This window comes from Promicromonospora sp. AC04 (assembly GCF_003058225.1).
In the GTDB taxonomy this organism is placed as follows: domain Bacteria; phylum Actinomycetota; class Actinomycetes; order Actinomycetales; family Cellulomonadaceae; genus Promicromonospora.
In genome coordinates, this window is record NZ_QBUG01000011.1 from 130,297 (window position 1) to 146,443 (window position 16,147).

The following is a 16,147-nucleotide window of genomic DNA, read 5'->3' on the forward strand; positions in this document are numbered from 1 at the left end:
TCGTACCCCGCCGCACAAGAACACCTGGGTCAGGCCGCGCCTAGGATGAAGCGTGCATATCCGACGCGCGCTCCCTGATGACGCCCGTGCCGTCGCCCCGCTCCTCGGCGAGCTGGGGTATCCGACGTCGGCGGAGCAGGTGGCTGCCCGGTTCGCGCGCCTGGCCTGCAGCGAGAACGACCCCGCATGGGTCGCGGTCGATCCGCACGACGAGGAAGCTCTCCTCGGGTTTGCTGCTGGACACCTCTTCTGGCCCTACGAGCTCGACGCGCCGTTGGCCGAGCTGACGGCGCTCGTCGTCGCCGAGGAGCGCCGGGGCACCGGATCTGGCCGGGCACTCGTTGCGGCCTTCGAGGAGTGGGCTACGGCCGCGGGCTGCTGCCGCGCCACTGTCGCGTCGTCCTTCCACCGGGCGGGAGCGCACGCCTTCTACGAGCGGCTCGGCTACGGGCAGCGCGCGAAGAAGTTCGACAAGCCGCTCTGAGCAGACGGGCCACAAGGCCACGGCCCGCCTCCGCGGTGCTTCAAGGAAGGGAAGCCGGCCACGGAGCCGCTCGCTCGCGGTGCCTTCGGACGGCCGCGCGGTTGGCGCAGCGCACTGAGCAGTACCGCTGCCGCCCGTTGCGGGTGACGTCGACCACAACCTTGGTGCAGGGCTCGGAGGCGCAGCGCCCCAGCCGATGCATCCCGCGCGTGACGAGGTGGAGCGAGGTGCCAACGCTGATCACTGCACGCAGGACCTCCGAGAGCACCTGGTTGTCGTCCCGGTAGTGGAGGTGCCACCCCTCGTCGTCGTGATCGGTGAGACGCGGATAGGCCGCGACCGCCGCCATCTGCGCGTTCAGCAGCGCGGCGCGCCCCTCGGGATCGGACGCGTCCACGATGTGCAGCCAGTCGTCGATGACGAGGCGTGAGCGCGCGTGGTCCTCCGGCTCCTCCTGGAACTCCATAGTCATGCCGAACTCGCGCGTCCGCGCCTCGATCCCCGCGCGGTCGCCGGGCCACTCGTTGGCGAGGGATGCGGCAAGCAGGACCGCGTACTCACCGTAAGGGTTGAGGTGCATAAGGCCATTACAGCATCGTGGGCGCATGACCACGATCCACACCCGTCCCGCACCGCGCACCAGCGCCCGCGAGGCCCAGCACGAGCACTCGTGGGCGACGGAGTCGCGCCATCCGACCTCGGCGGGATACGTGCTCTACGTGCGATGCACGACGTGCGGCACTCATCGCGTGGATCTCCAGGACCACCGGGAGACGCCGCCCGCGCCGCTGAGCCGGGTGGTCGGCAGCCCGAAACGCGCACATTTGTGGGAGGTCTTGTCGGGGACCGCGTGATCGGCGGCGGCCGGCCGTAGCCTCGGCAGCAGGACGGCGAGCGCCGGCACGGGGTGTGGTGCATCGTCTGCCGGCCGGTCCCCCAACCACGGAGGCGCGTCATCACTGTGACAGCAAGAGTTCCCCTGGCCGCCGCCTTCGCCGCCGCACTGCTCCTGGCCGGCTGCAGCCCGAGCGAGGGGGCTTGGCTGCTGGAGCGCGACTATCCGCCCGCGCCGCACCAGCAGCTGCCCGAGGCCGCCGCGGAAGGCGCCACCGTCACCGACTCGGTTCCCCTCGCCGACCTGGCCGGCCAGGCGTGGCTCCAGGAAGTCTCGGAGCGCACGGAGATCCCGGTACGGGCACTGGCCGCCTACGCCGGTGCCTCGCTCCGGGTGGCCGAGACCCAGCCGGAGTGCGGCCTCGGGTGGAACACACTGGCAGGTATCGGCGCCGTCGAGACGGTGCACGGCAGCTACCTCGGAGCGCGCACCGAGGCCGACGGGCTGGTGAGCCCGCCGATCATCGGCGTGCCGCTGGACGGTAGCGAGGGAGTCATGGAGATCCTCGACACGGACGACGGTGAGCTCGACGACGACACGGTGTGGGACCGCGCCGTCGGCCCGATGCAGTTCATCCCGACCACCTGGGCGAGGTACGCCCAGGACGGAGACCTCGACGGTCGAGCGGATCCGCACCAGATCGACGACGCGGTCCTGACCGCTGCCCTCTACCTGTGCCGGAGCGGTGGCGATGTCACCACCGACGACGGATGGACGGCGGCGCTGGCGACCTACAACCGCTCGGCGCCATATGCCCACCGGGTAGCGGAGCTCGCCGAGTCGTACCGCGATTCTTAGGCCCGCCCGCCGATCATCTCCAGCTCGGCAAGGTCCTGCGCCCCGAGCGAGAGGCCGGCGCCGACGACGTTCTGCCGCAGGTGCGCCGCCGACGACGTCCCGGGGATCAGCAGGATGTTGGGCGACCGGTGGAGCAGCCACGCCAGCGCGACGGAGCTCGGGGTGGAGCCCAGCCGGGCGGCCACCGCGGAGAGCGCCGTGGACTGCAGCGGGCTGAAGCCGCCGAGCGGGGAGTACGGCACGTAGGCGATGTTCTCGGCGGCGAGCTTGTCGATGAGCTCGTCGTCGTCGCGGTGCGCGAGGTTGTACAGGTTCTGCACGCTCACGATGGGGGCGATCGCCTGGGCCTCCGCGACCTGCGCCGCCGTCGCGTTGCTGACACCGAAGTGCCGGATCACCCCCTGCTGCTGCAGGTCGACGAGCGTCTCGAACGGTTCGGCGAGCGAGCCCTCCAGCCGCCGCTCGCCGCTGCCGAGGCGCAGCTGGACCAGGTCCAGGGTGTCCAGCCCGAGGCTCTTGAGGTCGGCCTCGATCTGCTGGCGCAGCTGGTCGGGCCGGCGAGCCACTGGCCATCCCCCGTGCTCGTCACGGGTCGCCCCGGCCTTCGTGATCACGTGCAGCGACTCGGGGTACGGGTGCAGGGCCTCGCGGATGAGCTCGTTGGTGACGAGCGGGCCGTAGGCGCCCGCCGTGTCGATGGTGGTGATCCCGAGGTCGACGACCTCGCGGAGGACGGCGAGGGCGCCGTCCCTGTCGGCGGGCGGGCCCAGCACGCCGGGGCCGGCGAGCTGCATGGCGCCGTAGCCGAACCGCGTGACCGTCATGTCGCCCAGCGTCCAGGTGCCGCCGGGCAGGGAAGGAACGGTAGTGCTCAAGGTCGAGGCCTCTCGTCAGGACGGGAGAAGGACACGGACGGCGGTGTGCCGCCGTCCGGCTCCCGAGAAGATCGTGCGGCCGGCGGCACGACGCCGTCCAAGACCGGTTCGATCAGACCTGATACCCCACCGGTATCACCGATACGCTGCGGTCATGGACGGACTGGAGACCCGCGAGCTCAGGTACTTCGTCGCCGTGGCCGAGGAACTGCACTTCGGCCGGGCCGCCGAGCGCCTGACCATGGCCCAGCCGCCGCTGTCGCGCGCGATCCAGCAGCTGGAGCGCCGCATGGGCGTGGTGCTCCTGGACCGGGACCGCCGGGGCGTCTCGCTCACGGCCGCGGGGCAGGCCATGCTGGCGGAGGCCCGGCTCGCGCTCGACGCGGTCGACGCCGTCGTGCGCCGCACCCGCCGCGCGGCCGCGCCGGAGCGGGGGCTGGTGCTCACCACCAAGGCGGGCTCCTCCCACGAGCTGCTGAAGCGGCTGCTCGACTCGTATGCCGCGCGGCCCGACGCCGTGGAGGTCGACGTGCTGCTGTGCGAGATCGGCGGGCAGGGTCAGCTCCTGCGCAACGGCAGCGCCGACGTCGCGATCTTGCACGCCCCGTTCGACGTGCTGACGGGCCTGGACAGCGTGAAGGTCGTGACCGAAGGTCAGGTGGCGATCGTTCCCGCGACGCACCCGCTCGCCCGGCGCACCAGCCTGACCATGGCCGAGGTGAGCGACGTCCCCGACCTGCCCATCGCGCGCTGGCCGCTGCACGACGGCACCTACCCGCCCGGCCCCGGCCCCGAGGTCCGCAGCCAGTCCCAGCTCGCCCAGCTCGTCGCGCTCGGCCGGACGCTCCTGGTCATCCCGGGGTCCAGCCGCGCCTGGCAGTGGCCGGAGCACGTGGCGGTGCCCGTCGACGACGCCCCGCCGGTGACGACGCTGCTCGCCTGGCCCGCCGGCGTCCGGTCCGCGGCGCTGGACGACCTGGTGGAGACGGCAGCGGGCCTGGGCGAGCGGGCATCCGTCTCCGCGGCCCCGCTCCCGTAGGGCTCAGGACGACGACGGCCGCCACGGCCGCCGTCGTCCCGGCCGGTCACGTCCCGGACGAACGGCCCTGGGTCAGCGCGTCGACGCCGTCCAGCGTGAAGGTGCCGACGACCACGCGGACCGTGACGGTGTGCGGCCGGTTTCCCAGGCCGCGCAACCAGTACGACGTCTCGCGCGTGCCCACGGGCCCGACCTGCACGGTCCGCGGCGCGCCGCCGTCGACGCTCACCTCCAGCGTCGCGGCACCCGTTGCGCCGAACAGGTTCAGGCCGGTACCCGTGAACGGCACGCTCACCGACTGGCCCGCCCGGAGCACGTGCTGCGTCCGGTTGAAGTGGGCGAAGCCGGCCTGGGTGAAGGTGAACCCGTCCGGGTAGGTCAGCCGCGCATCGGCGTCGTCGATCTTCTCCGACGCCCACGCCTGCCCGCGCAGCGGGGTGATCGCGAGGTTGTCGTACCGGGTGTTGTAGAACCCGCTGGTCAGGGCGATCCGGCCCGCCAGCACCGGGTTCGCCGACGCGTCCGTGTACCGCGCGAGGCGGACGCCGTCGAGGGTCGCCGTCACGACGTTCTCCCGGGCCTCGACCGCCAGCCGGTGCCACGCGGCGCCGTCGAACCCGGCCACCGTGCCCGAGGCCACCACCTGGTCGAGCTTGCGCAGCTGCCACCGGCCGTCCTCGTAGACGCGGATCGCGTAGGTGGCCTGGTCGCCACCGCGCGCGTACGTCTGCCGCACGCCGAGGCCCGCGAAGTTCGCCAAGCTTGCGTCCCGGTCCACGTCGTCGAGCCGGAAGTCGGTAGCCGCCGTGTAGTCGGCCCACCGGTGGTCGCCCAGCACTGTCGACGGCGACGCGGTCTGCAGCACATCCTGACGCCCGTTGCCCCACACGTTCCAGGTGAACCCGCGGTTGTTCGCGTGGATCTGCTGCTGCAGCACGTGCCCGCGCCGGTCGCCGCGGACCACCTCGAACGCGCCGTCCTGGTCGGCCGTATAGCGCGGGGTGCCGCCGCGGCGCTCCAGGTAGGTCATCGGCTCACCCCCGACCGTCGTGACCGGGTACTCGTCGTACTCGAAGTCGTCGCGGTAGGGCAGCGGCAGGATCGTGTCCTCGACGTCGGGCGCGAAGTCTCCCGGCACGTACTCCGCCGTCGTACCGGAGGCACCGTGCGCGAGCGTCGACAGCGTGACGATCGAGTACGCCGGGACCTTGACGCGGTAGACGTCGTGCTCGACGCCGTCGATCGTCTCCGTGCGGACCGGCTCGTAGACGCCAGTGTTCTGGAAGTAGTTCTCGTCGTACTCCTGGCCGGCATCCGGCCCGCGCGTCTCCCACGCGTACAGCGGCCGGTCGGCCGGGCCCAGGTCCGCGACCTTCACCTCGAAGTACCGGTCGGTGCGGGTGTTGTTCGCGTGCACCTGCGACCACTGCGCCTCGCCGTCGGCGTCCGCGGGCGTGCGGGCGGTCAGGACCGTGCGGGTCGACGTGTCGACGTTGGTACCGCCGTCGCCCTTGGTGCCGTCGCCGCCCGTGGCGCCCTCGACGTACTCCCAGCCGTCACCGACGAACTGGTGGAAGTGCCGCACGGCGACCAGGCCGACGTCGCCCTCCCAGTACCCCGACCACGGGTCGGAGGCCCGGACCAGGTGCTTGGGCGAGTACTGCGTGCCCTCGTACATTGCGCTGACCGCGGGCTGGAACAGGAACGTCGTCATGTGCGCCGGGTCGGCGCCCGCGCCGCTCCAGCGGTAGGCGTTGATGAACCGGTCCGCGATGTCGGCGGCCGAGACCGTGCCCCCGACGCCGCCGCGACTCGGGTCGGCGGCTACCCGGTACTGGGGATCGATCATCGGCGCGACGCCCTCGGAGTAGAGGATCTCCTTGCCGAACTCCTTGTTGAGCCGCGTGACGTTCGGCCCGCCCACTATGTCGTAGTGGAAGCCGAGCGCGTCCACCTGCTCCAGGGCCGCCGGGTCGGCCAGGATGCGGGCCGCGACCGCGTCACCCTCGCGATAGGAGTCCAGCGCCACGATCTTGATCTTCGAGTAGTCGTAGCGGGCGTCCGGCGCCGTGGCGTCCCGTTCGAGCCACTGCGCGAACCGCACGGTCCACGCCAGCTCGGACGCCTGGTAGGTGGCGCCGCGCACCTCGTTCTGCGACGGGCTCATCCAGTCGAGCTCGACCCCGAACGTGTCGTACGCGGCGTCGATCGTCTCCTTGTACCACTGGTACCGCTTCACCGGGTCGTTCCCGGTCCAGGACGGCTCGCCCCAGCGCAGCGCCTCGGTCTCGATGTCGGGGTTGATCGACAGCGCGTCCGCGATGAAGTGGAAGCCCGCGCCACGCAGCACGTTCGCGGGCTCGTCGGCGCTGCGCTTCGTGGCCGGCTCCGCGCCCGACGAGCTGTTGCTGTCCGCACCCAGCTCCACCTTGATGTGCTTGAGCCCCGCGCCCGTGACCGGGTCGAAGAGCATCCGCATGATCTCCCAGTACGCCTCCGGCTGCTCCTCCTTGTAGTCGAGCAGGAGGTTCGAGGTGTTGTTGCAGGAGACCGAGCCGAACCCGCCGAACGTGTTGTACGCGCTGCCGTCGGCCCGTCGCTCGACGTCGTCGCCGTCGACCACTAGCTCCCGCCAGTCGATCGACGGGTCGTCGAGCCGGAGCTCCGGCAGGGCGTCCGCGCCGTCCGCCGATGTGGTGGCCGACGGCGGCGCCATGGCCGGGTCGAGCGGAGCGCTCGCGGTGGCCGACGGCGCCAGGAGGCCGCCGGCGGCGAGGACGAGGACCGCGGCGACCGCAGTGGATCTGGCCGTGCGGCGGTGGGGTCGTGGCATGGGGCACTCTCCGTCGTCGTTGACTGGTCCGGCACGCGAGACGACGATCACTGATGATCGTTTATGATCGCTTTCCGCGACCCCTCCGCGCCTTGCTCAGCCCGAACGTAGGTCGGGGCACCCGACGAGGTCAACATTCTGATCGATAATGATCGAATCGGCGCCGCGGGCTGCGGTAGCTCAGGGGCGCCTCAGCAGCTCCCATGCGTCGCGTCGTCCCACCAGCCCAGCACCCGCGCCGCGTGGAACGTCAGCCACTTCGACGGCTGCCCCGCGTCGACATCGACCTCGAACCACACGCGGCCGGGGTGGCGCCGGGCCTGCACCCAGGTGCCGTCGGGCTGCCGCTGTGCGCGGACCAGCTCGACCGCCTCGGCGAGGCGCGCGTCGGGCGGCGTGTCGCGCAGCACGGAGGCCGCGCGGAAGTAGTCGGTGGCGCTGAGCACGTCGTAGAACGACCGGAACGGGTAGGCGAGCCGGAACACCCAGTCGGCCACCGGCTCGCCGGTGGTCAGCCGCCGGATCAGGTGCCGCTCCAGCAGGTACTCCTCGGCCCGCGCCTGCGCGTGGGGGACGGCGTCCGTGCCACCGGTGGCCTCCTCGTGGGCGAGCAGGCCCTTGAGGGAGTTGAGCGTGGACCGGACCGAGGCACGGGTCGATCCCTCGACCCACTCGCAGTTCCAGCCGCCCTCGTCCATCTGGTGCTCCACGAACCAGCGGGCGATCCCGTCGACGTCCGCCCCGAGCCACACGCCGTTGGCCAGCGTGAAGCCGTTGATGCACGCGTCCACCTCGCCGCCCCAGTACGGCAGGTCGTCGTACTCCCACCGGGCGTTGGCCGCGATCAGCTCGGCGGTGTCCCGCTCGCGCAGCACCGCGGCGTCCAGGCCCCACTCCCGCAGGGTGTTGAGCGACCAGGTCGTGGCGGTCCACGGCTGCCCCGCGCCGGGCTGGGCCTCCGGGCCGTCGAAGTCGAAGCCCTCGGGAAAGAACGCCCCGCCGGCCCACGTACCGGCCTCGTCCTGCAGAGCCAGCAGGCGGGCCCCGAGACCCTCCGTGGCGACGCGGGCACGGGTGGCCCGCCAGACGGCGTCGGGCGCGCGCAGCAGGTCCCTCTCGACCTGCCAGCGCAGAGCCGGGTCGCTGTCGAGCAGCCACGCCATCACGCCGTCGGACACCTGCGAGGAGGTCACGATCCCGAGCGTAGGACGCGGCACCCGTCCGTTCCAGGGCGCCGGGCCGGCCCGGCCGACGTCCCCGACCGGCCGCCGCTATCGTCGGGGCATGTTGCCGCTGGGGTTGTCCATGCTGTGGGAGTCGGTGGAGCCGGAGGTCGCGCTCAAGGAGCGGTTCGGGTTCGGCAGCCTCGACGAGGTCTCGGGCTGGGCGTCGGCGGCGCTCGACGAGACCTGGGGCGTCACCGTCAGCGCGTGCCCCCGGATGGTGATCAGCGACCAGAACGCGATCCTCTGGGTGACCGGCGGCCAGGGCGACCTGGTGGTGAAGTGGTCCCGTGCCCGCGAGCGCTTCGCGCGCCTGGACGCCTCGACGCGTCTGCTGCGCGCGCTCGCCGACCAGGGAGTCCCGGTGGCGGCGCCGCTCGCGGCGGTGGACGGGCTGGACCGGGTCGTCCTGGACGGCCCCGCCGGCGCGCTCTCGGTGACCGTGCTGCCGGAGCTCGTGGGCGACTGGCTGGACGTGACGGACGAGGCGGCGGTCCGTTCCGCGGGGGCCGCCCTGGCACGGCTGCACCAGGTGCTGGGGACGATCCGGGAGGACGACGCTCCGCCGTCGGACGACGCCGGGTTGCTGGGGCGGATCGAGCAGTGGCTGGCAGACGACGACCCCGGGCTGGCGCCGGAGGGCTCCCGGCGGCTCGCGGACCTGCTGCCCGGAGCGCCCGAGCTGGACGACGAGCCCCAGCTGGTACACAACGACTTCCGAGCGGCCAACATCCTGACGCGCGACTCGACTGTCGTCGGTGTGCTCGACCTCGACGAGGTCACGGTCAAGCACCGGGTGAGCGACCTGGCCAAGGCCAGCGTCTATCTCGGCACGCGGTTCACCGCCTGGCGGCCGACGTCGGCGGAGGCACGGCGGGCACTACGGGCCGGGTACGAGTCCGTGCGACCGCTCGGCCGTGCCGAGGCGCGCTGGTTCGAGATCCTGGTGCTGTGGCACGGCCTGCACGCGATCCCGGGCGAGAACGACCCCGCCGGGTGGGCATCGGCGGTGTGCGGTTAGGGTCGAAAGGAGGACCGCCGGTCGACCCGAGCTCTGAGGGGCGCATGCCATGACCAATGTTGCCGAGACCATCGTCGAGATCATCCAGGACGCGGGGGTCGAGCGGGTCTACGGCCTGCCGGGCGACTCGCTGAACGGGTTCACCGACGCCATCCGGCGCAGCGACGAGGTCACCTGGCAGCACGTGCGGCACGAGGAGGCGGCGGCGTTCGCGGCGGCCGCGGAGAGCGCGCTGACCGGTGAGCTCACGGTCTGCGCGGGGAGCTGCGGGCCGGGCAACCTGCACCTGATCAACGGGCTCTACGACGCCAACCGGAGCCGGGTGCCCGTGCTCGCGATCGCCGCGCACATCCCGACGGCCGAGATCGGCAGCACCTACTTCCAGGAGACGCACCCGCAGGAGCTCTTCCGCGAGTGCAGCGTCTACAGCGAGATGGTGAGCATTCCCGAGCAGCTGCCGCGCGTGCTGGAGATCGCGATGCGCACGGCAGTGGAGAGGCGCGGCGTCGCCGTCGTCGTCGTCCCGGGCGAGGTGTTCCTGGCCGAGAGCGCGGGGCGCAGGAGGTCGACGCCGATCCGGGCGACGCAGAGCGTCGTCGTCCCGGGCGAGCACGAGCTGGGGATCGCGGCACAGATCCTGAACTCGGCGAAGAAGGTGACGATCCTGGGCGGCGCGGGCACCGAGGGTGCCCACGAGCAGGTGCTCCGGATCGCCGAGAAGCTGAAGGCGCCGATCGTGCACGCGATGCGCGGCAAGGAGTTCCTGGAGTACGACAACCCCTACGACGTCGGTATGACCGGGCTGCTCGGCTTCGCCTCGGGCTACCGTGCCATGGAGAGCTGCGACGCGCTGCTCATGCTCGGTACCGACTTTCCCTACCAGCAGTTCTATCCGTCGAAGGCGCAGATCGTGCAGGTCGACGTCCGCGGCGAGCAGCTCGGCCGGCGTACGCCGATCGACCTCGGCCTGGTGGGCGACGTCGGCGACACCGTCGAGGCGCTGCTGCCCCGGCTGGACGACCGGAGAAACCGCAGGCACCTCGACACCTCGCTCAAGCACTACGCGAAGGCGCGCAAGGACCTCGACGAGCTCGCCGACAACGACCGCAACCGCGAGCCGATCCACCCTCAGTACGTCGCGCGGCTGGTGAGCGAGCTGGCGAGCGACGACGCGGTGTTCATCCCCGACGTCGGCTCCCCCGTGATCTGGGCGGCCCGCTATCTGACGATGAACGGCAGGCGCCGGCTGATCGGGTCGTTCAACCACGGAACGATGGCGAACGCTCTCCCCCACGCCATCGGCGCCCAGTCGGCGTTCCCGTCCCGGCAGGTGGTCGCGCTCGCGGGCGACGGCGGGCTCGGGATGCTGCTGGGCGAGCTGCTGACCATCCGGCAGAACAAGCTGCCCGTGAAGGTGGTCGTTTTCAACAACTCCTCGCTGAACTTCGTCGAGGTGGAGATGAAGGCCGCCGGCTTCGTGAACTTCGGCACCCAGCTCGACAACCCGAACTTCGCGGACGTCGCGAACGCGATGGGGATCCACGGCCGGCGGGTCGAGAAGCCCGACGACCTCGAGGGTGCCCTGCGTGCGGCGTTCGAGCACGACGGCCCGGCGCTGGTGGACGTCGTGACGGCCCGCCAGGAGCTGTCGATCCCGCCGGCGATCTCGGCCCAGCAGGTCAAGGGCTTCACGCTGTACGCGATCCGCACGATCATGTCGGGGCGCGGCGACGAGCTCGTCGACCTCGCAGACACCAACGTCTTCCGGCGCCTGTTCGACTGATCGCAGCCACGACGGCGCGACCCCCGGGCGGAGGCCCGGGGGTCGCGCCTCGTCTCCGGCGTCAGATCGACTGTTCGGTGGGCAGGATGGTGATCTCGGTCAGGTTGACGTGCTTCGGCACGGCGGCCATGAATGCGACCGTCTCGGCGACGTCCGCCGACTGCAGGACGTCGATCTGCGTGATGAGGTCGGCCATCAGCTTGCTGGCCGCCGGGTCGGTCACGTGGTCCGGCAGCTCCGTGTCGACCATGCCGGGCTCGATGGTCGCGACCCGGACCTTCTTGCGGCCGAGCTCCGTGCGCAGCAGCTTCGAGAGCTGCGTGACGTACGCCTTCGTGGCCGAGTACACCTGGAACCCCTCGAGGATCCGGACGGCCGCGATAGAGGACGTGGTGATCAGGTCAGCCGGGCGACCGGCGGCGGCAGCGGCCTCGAGCGGGCGGACGAACGCCTGGACGGTGTTCATGACCCCGCCGACGTTCGTGCTCAGCTGGGTGTCCCAGTCGTCCACCGCGAGGTCGGTGATCCCCGCGATGAGCTGGACCCCCGCGTTGGCGAAGACCAGGTCGACCTGGCCGAGCTCCTGCTCGATGCGCTCGGCGGCCCGGAGGACGGCGGCGCGGTCGGTCACGTCGGTCGGGATCGCCAGGGCGGTGCCGCCGGCGGCCCGGATGCGGTCCTCCAGGGCGTCGAGCCGCTCGCCGCGGCGGGCGATGAGAGCGACGGAGGCGCCGAGCTGCGCGAACCGGAGCGCCGTCGCCTCCCCGATGCCGCTCGAAGCGCCCGTGACGACCGCGACGCGGCCGGCCAGCGGGGTGCCGGTGAGGATCTGGGCTGTGTTGTTCTGTGTGGTGTTCATGGCAGCAACACTCACCCCGTCCTGGAGAATGAGGGAGGCCGCGAGACGGCCCCCCTCGTGGGAAGCACCGCCGTCGGGCCCGCCGCATCCACTTCTACACTTCGTGACATGGGAGGAAGCGAGCTGGGCGACTTCTTGCGGACCCGACGGTCGAAGCTGCGGCCGCAGGAGCTCGGGCTACCGCCGGGAGAGCACCGGAGGGTGCCCGGTCTGCGCCGCGAGGAGGTCGCGATCGACGCGGGCCTCAGCGTCGACTTCTACCGGCGTCTTGAGCAGGGCCGCGAACCGCATCCTTCCGAGCGTGTGCTGTCCGCACTGACCCGGACGCTCCGGCTGGACGTCCACGAGCAGCGACACCTCTACGCCCTGGCGGGAGTTGCGTGGCGGCTGAACGAACGGGTCTACCTCAGCGCCGTCCCGGGTGAGCTGCTCACCCTGCTCGACTCGTGGCGCGAGGCGGGAGCGATCGTGCTCGACCCCGTACTCGACGTCCTGGCGATGAACGAGAAGGCCGAGGAGCTCTTCGACGGTTTCGCCGACACGTCCAACCTGCTCGAGATGGTCTTCCTCGACCCGGAGGGCCGTCGGTTCTTCGTCGACTGGGAGGCGTCCGCGGAGGCGACGGTGGCGAACCTGCGGGCCAGCGCGGACTTCGCAGCGACGCCGGCCCGGCAGGTCGAGCTGCTCGACCAGCTGCGCGCGGGCAGCCCGGAGTTCCCGGCGATCTGGGCCAAGCACGACGTACGCCCCAAGACGCACGAGACCAAGCTGCTGCGCCATCACTCCCGAGGGCTGCTGACGGCTGAGTTCCACGCGTTCAACGTCGCTAGCGTCCCTGGCTATCTGCTGTTCGTCTACAACGAGCGAGCCGCGGAATCAGACTGACGCGCCGTCGACCCACTACGGCCGGCGCTCGTGTCAGTGGCTCGTGCAAGCATCAGGTATGGACTCCATACAGCTCCTTCGCCCTGATGGGCTCGTCTCGAGCCCGGCCTTCAGCCACGTCGCGATCGTGCCGCCCGGTGCCACCACGATCTACGTCGGCGGTCAGAACGCCGTCGACGCCGACGGCTCGATCATCGGCGTCGACGACGTGGCCGTACAGTCCGCCCGTGCCCTGGAGAACGCGGGGACCGCGCTCGCCGCGGCCGGCGCCACCTTCGCCGACGTCGTGCAGTGGACCGTGCTCTTCGTCGACGGTGTTGATCTCGCCGCAGCGTACGGGGCGATCGCTCCGATGCTCGCGTCCGACGAACCGCCCCTGGTGCTCGGTGCGCGGGTCGCCGGGCTGGGGGTGCCGGGCGCACTCATCGAGGTCAGCGCGATCGCCGCCGTGCTGCGATAAGGGTCCGCTCCTCCTCCGGACGCGGGCCTGCGGTTGCCGTACTCAGACGGTCGTGTACTGGTAGGCCGAGGCCTCCCACGTGCCGTCGTAGTTTCGCCAGACGAACTGCCACCGGATCTCGTGCCCCTCAGGGAAGTTCTTGTTGCAGGCGGTCCATCCGGCATCGAAGCCCTGCTGGTCGATGCACTGACCCGAGCGGTCACCGTCCAGGTCGGTCCAGGTCACGAACGGTGAGGAGCCGTCCTTTAGGCCGTCCTTGATCCAGATGAGGTCGCCGTACGGTTGCACGCATGCCGTGTAGCGGTCGACGGATGCACAGTCCTTCGGGTGCGAGGAGTAGGACCTCGGCTCGGTGTAGTTGACCTCGTAGTCCGCTGCCTGAGCCGAAGTGACGGGGCGAGAACGGACCCCAGGACAACGATGGCTGCCACCGCAGCAGCCCTGACGTGTGTGCGAATCATGTGACTCCTTTGCCGTACCTGATGAAGCGGGGAACCTCCTGGTAGGAGGACGCTTTCAGCACCGATACAAAATGTAGGTAGGCACGGTTGCAGGAAACTTGTGCGCGGCTTGCAGGCGCGAGGGGAGACGGTATGACGAACGAGCTCAGGACCGAATCAGGCGGCCTCGCCGGCCGCAACCACCTGCTGCGGCTCGGGGCGCCGCGCGACACGTCGGCGGTGCGGCACCTGGTGACCTTCCTCGTGGCGAGCGTCGTGACCGTCCTCGCCACACGGGCCTACCTCGCCGCGACGGGCTATCCGCAGATCGGCGGGGGCGGGCTGCACCTCGCCCACGTCCTGTGGGGCGGGCTCCTCATGGCGCTGGCGATGATGCTGCTGCTGTCGTACGTCGGCCCGGTGCCGCGGTCGCTCGGCGCGATGCTCGGCGGCGTCGGCTTCGGACTGTTCATCGACGAGGTCGGCAAGTTCGTCACCTCCGACAACGACTACTTCTACGCGCCCACCGCCGCGATCATCTACTTCGTCACCGTGCTGCTCGTGCTGATCGTCGAGGGGCTGCACGGCCGCCGGGCGCACCACCCGGCCGAGTACCTCGCCGTGGCGGCCGACCGGCTCGCCGCGGGCCTGGCCGGCGGATTTACACCGGCCGCCCGCGAGGAGGCACGCACGCTCGCCGCCAAGGGCGCCGGCGAGCCCGGCGCAAGCCTGGTCGCCGAGCTGGTCGAGGCCGTGCCCGACGACGACGCGGACGTACCCGACCTGGTCCGCAGCGCCGTCGACCGCGTGGTCCGGTGGCTGGACGCGCTCGTGGACCGGGCGTGGGCTGCCTGGCTGGTGATCTCCGCCCTCCTGCTCGTGTGCGCGGCCGAGGCGACAGTGGGCGTGCGCGTCGCGAGCGGGCTGGTGCCCGGGCTGCCGGAGTGGACCGGCTTCGCGATCCTCGCGGCCGTCGGGGTCTCCGTCGCGCTGCTGGCCACCGGCGTCGTCGTCGGCCGGCGGAACCGGCTGAGCGGCGCGGTCTGGGTGCGCCGCGCGGTGCTCATCAGCCTGCTGTTCACCCAGCTCCTGGTGTTCCGGGCAGTGCGGTGGACGGCGGCGTTCGGGCTGCTCCTGGACGTGCTGGCCTTCATGGCGCTGGAGGTGGCGCTCCGCGAGGAGCGGATGGTGAAGGCGCGCGGCGCCTGAGTCGTAGCCCGCCCCGCCCGTGAGCCACCCAGTTGATGATCCATATCATCCTGTTGACGGCCGGACATCGCAGGTCAAAGATTCGACTCCGATTGGTCCGGCGCGGTTCTTCGCGCCGTCGCGCACGGGAGCGCGGCGGCGGCCGCCCGGGCCGGACTGGAGTCGTCATGGAAGCAGACCGCAAGCTCGTCCTGGACCGGCGAACCCTGATCCTCGGCGCGGCAACCCTCGGCTCGGCCGCCGCCCTGGGCATCGCGACGGCGGGCAGCGCGACGCCGGCCGCCGCGGCGGTGCCGGGCTTCCCGGCCTTCACCCGCCTGGGCGCGGCCCTGGACAAGTCCGCGCTCGCCTACAACCCCACCAACGAGATCATCTTCCCCTCGATCCGAAACGTCGCCGGGAAGGTCCAGAACCCCCTGGGCAACTGGTACATGTACTACGCGCCGCACGACCCGCCCGGCGGGATCTGCCTCGCGTACGCCGACTCCCTCGAGGGCCCGTGGCGGGAGTACTCGGGCAACCCGATCATCTCCCGCACCTGGTCGCCGCACTACTCGGTCAGCCACGTCTCGAGCCCGCACGCGGTGTGGAACGCCGCGGACGGCCGGATCTACCTGTACTTCCACGGGGAGAACACCACCACGAGGGTCGCGACGTCGGCCGACGGGCGGAACTTCACCTACGGCGGCACGGTGCTCACCACCGGGATGCTGCCCTCGAACGTCACTGAGAGCTCGTACGCCCGGGTGTTCCCGCACCCGACCAAGTCCGACACCCACATCATGCTGTTCATGGGCATGCAGGCCGGGACCCGCAAGATCTTCATCGGGTGGTCGAACCGGCTGGCCTCGGGCTGGCAGTTCAAGCAGGACCCGCTGATCTCGCCGGCCGCGGGCGAGGGCGGCCAGCTCTCGGGGGCCCACTACTGGTCGCGCAACGGCGGCGGCCACGTGGTCTACCACAGCGGCGCGGGCACCATCCATGTCGCCGACGTCGGCACGAGCTTCGACCGCGAGAACCACCTCGGCGTCCTGTACTCCGAGCCGGTCGCGACCCGGGCCGCGGCTCCCAGCTTCGCCGAAGAAGACGGCCGCCTCTATATGTTCTACGAGGCAGGACAGCGCGCGAACACCAACATCGCAATCGCACGAACCGCCTGACCACACCCCGATCCGGCCCGGCTCCAGGAGGAGCCGGGCCGGCTCCGTGTCTCGGGGATCGCCTGCGAGGCGGCCCGTCACACGCCACGTTAACGCTAACATCGTGATCGTTTCGTGACCCCCAGGGGGTACCGCCCGAATTAAATCGACGGTTAGGTTTAGCCGCGTTACAACCCGGCGGTG

General features: G+C 71.1%; 16 protein-coding genes. 10 read left to right on the forward strand and 6 right to left on the reverse strand.

Annotation, left to right across the window (positions count from 1 at the left end):
- The first annotated feature begins 52 nt into the window (after positions 1-52).
- The gene (locus tag C8K30_RS24985) at positions 53-484 is read left to right on the forward strand and encodes a GNAT family N-acetyltransferase (protein ID WP_108495608.1); all 432 of its coding nucleotides are present in this window, start codon (positions 53-55) and stop codon (positions 482-484) included.
- 40 nt (positions 485-524) lie between these two features.
- On the opposite strand, the gene C8K30_RS24990 is transcribed toward C8K30_RS24985, so the two are convergent.
- Positions 525-1,064, reverse strand: coding sequence for a CGNR zinc finger domain-containing protein (locus C8K30_RS24990; protein ID WP_108495609.1), 540 nt, complete (start codon positions 1,062-1,064; stop codon positions 525-527).
- A 25-nt stretch (positions 1,065-1,089) separates the two neighbouring features.
- On the opposite strand from C8K30_RS24990, the gene C8K30_RS24995 reads away from it, so the two are divergent.
- Both C8K30_RS24995 and C8K30_RS25000 read left to right on the forward strand, forming a co-directional pair.
- Positions 1,090-1,338: a hypothetical protein gene (locus C8K30_RS24995; protein WP_108495610.1), complete on the forward strand. Its 249-nt coding sequence runs from the start codon at positions 1,090-1,092 to the stop codon at positions 1,336-1,338.
- Between the two features lie 107 nt (positions 1,339-1,445).
- Positions 1,446-2,177, forward strand: a complete 732-nt coding sequence (locus tag C8K30_RS25000; RefSeq protein ID WP_233257433.1) for a lytic transglycosylase domain-containing protein — start codon at positions 1,446-1,448, stop codon at positions 2,175-2,177.
- Here C8K30_RS25000 and C8K30_RS25005 read toward each other — a convergent pair.
- Positions 2,174-3,052: an oxidoreductase gene (locus C8K30_RS25005; RefSeq protein WP_108495611.1), complete on the reverse strand. Its 879-nt coding sequence runs from the start codon at positions 3,050-3,052 to the stop codon at positions 2,174-2,176. The two genes, C8K30_RS25000 and C8K30_RS25005, sit on opposite strands and share 4 nt — an antisense overlap.
- A gap of 154 nt (positions 3,053-3,206) precedes the next feature.
- Between C8K30_RS25005 and C8K30_RS25010 the strand changes: the two genes are divergently transcribed.
- On the forward strand, positions 3,207-4,091 hold the full coding sequence (locus C8K30_RS25010) for a LysR family transcriptional regulator (RefSeq protein ID WP_108495612.1): 885 nt from the start codon (positions 3,207-3,209) through the stop codon (positions 4,089-4,091).
- Between the two features lie 46 nt (positions 4,092-4,137).
- Here the strand turns inward: C8K30_RS25010 and C8K30_RS25015 are convergent, their stop codons facing one another.
- Both C8K30_RS25015 and C8K30_RS25020 read right to left on the reverse strand, forming a co-directional pair.
- On the reverse strand, positions 4,138-6,924 hold the full coding sequence (locus tag C8K30_RS25015) for a hypothetical protein (protein WP_108495727.1): 2,787 nt from the start codon (positions 6,922-6,924) through the stop codon (positions 4,138-4,140).
- Positions 6,925-7,115: 191 nt separating this feature from the next.
- Positions 7,116-8,087 carry a squalene cyclase gene (locus tag C8K30_RS25020; protein WP_108495728.1) on the reverse strand — a complete coding sequence of 324 codons (972 nt, stop codon included), beginning with the start codon at positions 8,085-8,087 and terminating at the stop codon, positions 7,116-7,118.
- 121 nt (positions 8,088-8,208) lie between these two features.
- Here C8K30_RS25020 and C8K30_RS25025 point away from each other — a divergent pair, with 121 nt between their 5' ends.
- Together C8K30_RS25025 and poxB are read left to right on the forward strand one after the other, a co-directional pair.
- A complete protein-coding gene (locus C8K30_RS25025) occupies positions 8,209-9,168 on the forward strand; it encodes a phosphotransferase (protein WP_108495613.1) in 960 nt (319 codons plus the stop codon).
- Positions 9,169-9,217: 49 nt separating this feature from the next.
- Positions 9,218-10,951: a ubiquinone-dependent pyruvate dehydrogenase gene (gene poxB, locus C8K30_RS25030; protein WP_108495614.1), complete on the forward strand. Its 1,734-nt coding sequence runs from the start codon at positions 9,218-9,220 to the stop codon at positions 10,949-10,951.
- Positions 10,952-11,012: 61 nt separating this feature from the next.
- Here poxB and C8K30_RS25035 read toward each other — a convergent pair whose 3' ends face one another.
- Positions 11,013-11,810, reverse strand: a complete 798-nt coding sequence (locus tag C8K30_RS25035) for an SDR family oxidoreductase (protein ID WP_108495615.1) — start codon at positions 11,808-11,810, stop codon at positions 11,013-11,015.
- Positions 11,811-11,918: 108 nt separating this feature from the next.
- Between C8K30_RS25035 and C8K30_RS25040 the strand changes: the two genes are divergently transcribed.
- Entirely contained in the window at positions 11,919-12,695 is a 777-nt protein-coding gene (locus C8K30_RS25040) for a helix-turn-helix transcriptional regulator (protein ID WP_108495616.1), read from the forward strand.
- Positions 12,696-12,753: 58 nt separating this feature from the next.
- On the forward strand, positions 12,754-13,155 hold the full coding sequence (locus C8K30_RS25045; protein ID WP_108495617.1) for a RidA family protein: 402 nt from the start codon (positions 12,754-12,756) through the stop codon (positions 13,153-13,155).
- A gap of 42 nt (positions 13,156-13,197) precedes the next feature.
- Here the strand turns inward: C8K30_RS25045 and C8K30_RS25050 are convergent, their stop codons facing one another.
- On the reverse strand, positions 13,198-13,443 hold the full coding sequence (locus tag C8K30_RS25050) for a hypothetical protein (protein ID WP_108495618.1): 246 nt from the start codon (positions 13,441-13,443) through the stop codon (positions 13,198-13,200).
- A gap of 305 nt (positions 13,444-13,748) precedes the next feature.
- Here C8K30_RS25050 and C8K30_RS25055 point away from each other — a divergent pair, with 305 nt between their 5' ends.
- On the forward strand, positions 13,749-14,804 hold the full coding sequence (locus tag C8K30_RS25055) for a hypothetical protein (RefSeq protein WP_108495619.1): 1,056 nt from the start codon (positions 13,749-13,751) through the stop codon (positions 14,802-14,804).
- Between the two features lie 167 nt (positions 14,805-14,971).
- A complete protein-coding gene (locus C8K30_RS25060; protein ID WP_108495620.1) occupies positions 14,972-15,964 on the forward strand; it encodes a hypothetical protein in 993 nt (330 codons plus the stop codon).
- Positions 15,965-16,147: the final 183 nt, after the last annotated feature.

Bases quoted from the DNA above. Each gene is read 5' to 3' on its own strand.
- C8K30_RS24990 (WP_108495609.1), bottom strand. From the start codon at position 1,064: ATGCACCTCAACCCTTACGGTGAGTACGCGGTCCTGCTTGCCGCATCC.
- C8K30_RS24995 (WP_108495610.1), top strand. From the start codon at position 1,090: ATGACCACGATCCACACCCGTCCCGCACCGCGCACCAGCGCCCGCGAG.
- C8K30_RS25010 (WP_108495612.1), top strand. From the start codon at position 3,207: ATGGACGGACTGGAGACCCGCGAGCTCAGGTACTTCGTCGCCGTGGCC.
- C8K30_RS25015 (WP_108495727.1), bottom strand. From the start codon at position 6,924: ATGCCACGACCCCACCGCCGCACGGCCAGATCCACTGCGGTCGCCGCG.
- C8K30_RS25020 (WP_108495728.1), bottom strand. From the start codon at position 8,087: ATGGCGTGGCTGCTCGACAGCGACCCGGCTCTGCGCTGGCAGGTCGAG.
- C8K30_RS25025 (WP_108495613.1), top strand. From the start codon at position 8,209: ATGTTGCCGCTGGGGTTGTCCATGCTGTGGGAGTCGGTGGAGCCGGAG.
- poxB (WP_108495614.1), top strand. From the start codon at position 9,218: ATGACCAATGTTGCCGAGACCATCGTCGAGATCATCCAGGACGCGGGG.
- C8K30_RS25035 (WP_108495615.1), bottom strand. From the start codon at position 11,810: ATGAACACCACACAGAACAACACAGCCCAGATCCTCACCGGCACCCCG.
- C8K30_RS25040 (WP_108495616.1), top strand. From the start codon at position 11,919: ATGGGAGGAAGCGAGCTGGGCGACTTCTTGCGGACCCGACGGTCGAAG.
- C8K30_RS25045 (WP_108495617.1), top strand. From the start codon at position 12,754: ATGGACTCCATACAGCTCCTTCGCCCTGATGGGCTCGTCTCGAGCCCG.
- C8K30_RS25055 (WP_108495619.1), top strand. From the start codon at position 13,749: ATGACGAACGAGCTCAGGACCGAATCAGGCGGCCTCGCCGGCCGCAAC.
- C8K30_RS25060 (WP_108495620.1), top strand. From the start codon at position 14,972: ATGGAAGCAGACCGCAAGCTCGTCCTGGACCGGCGAACCCTGATCCTC.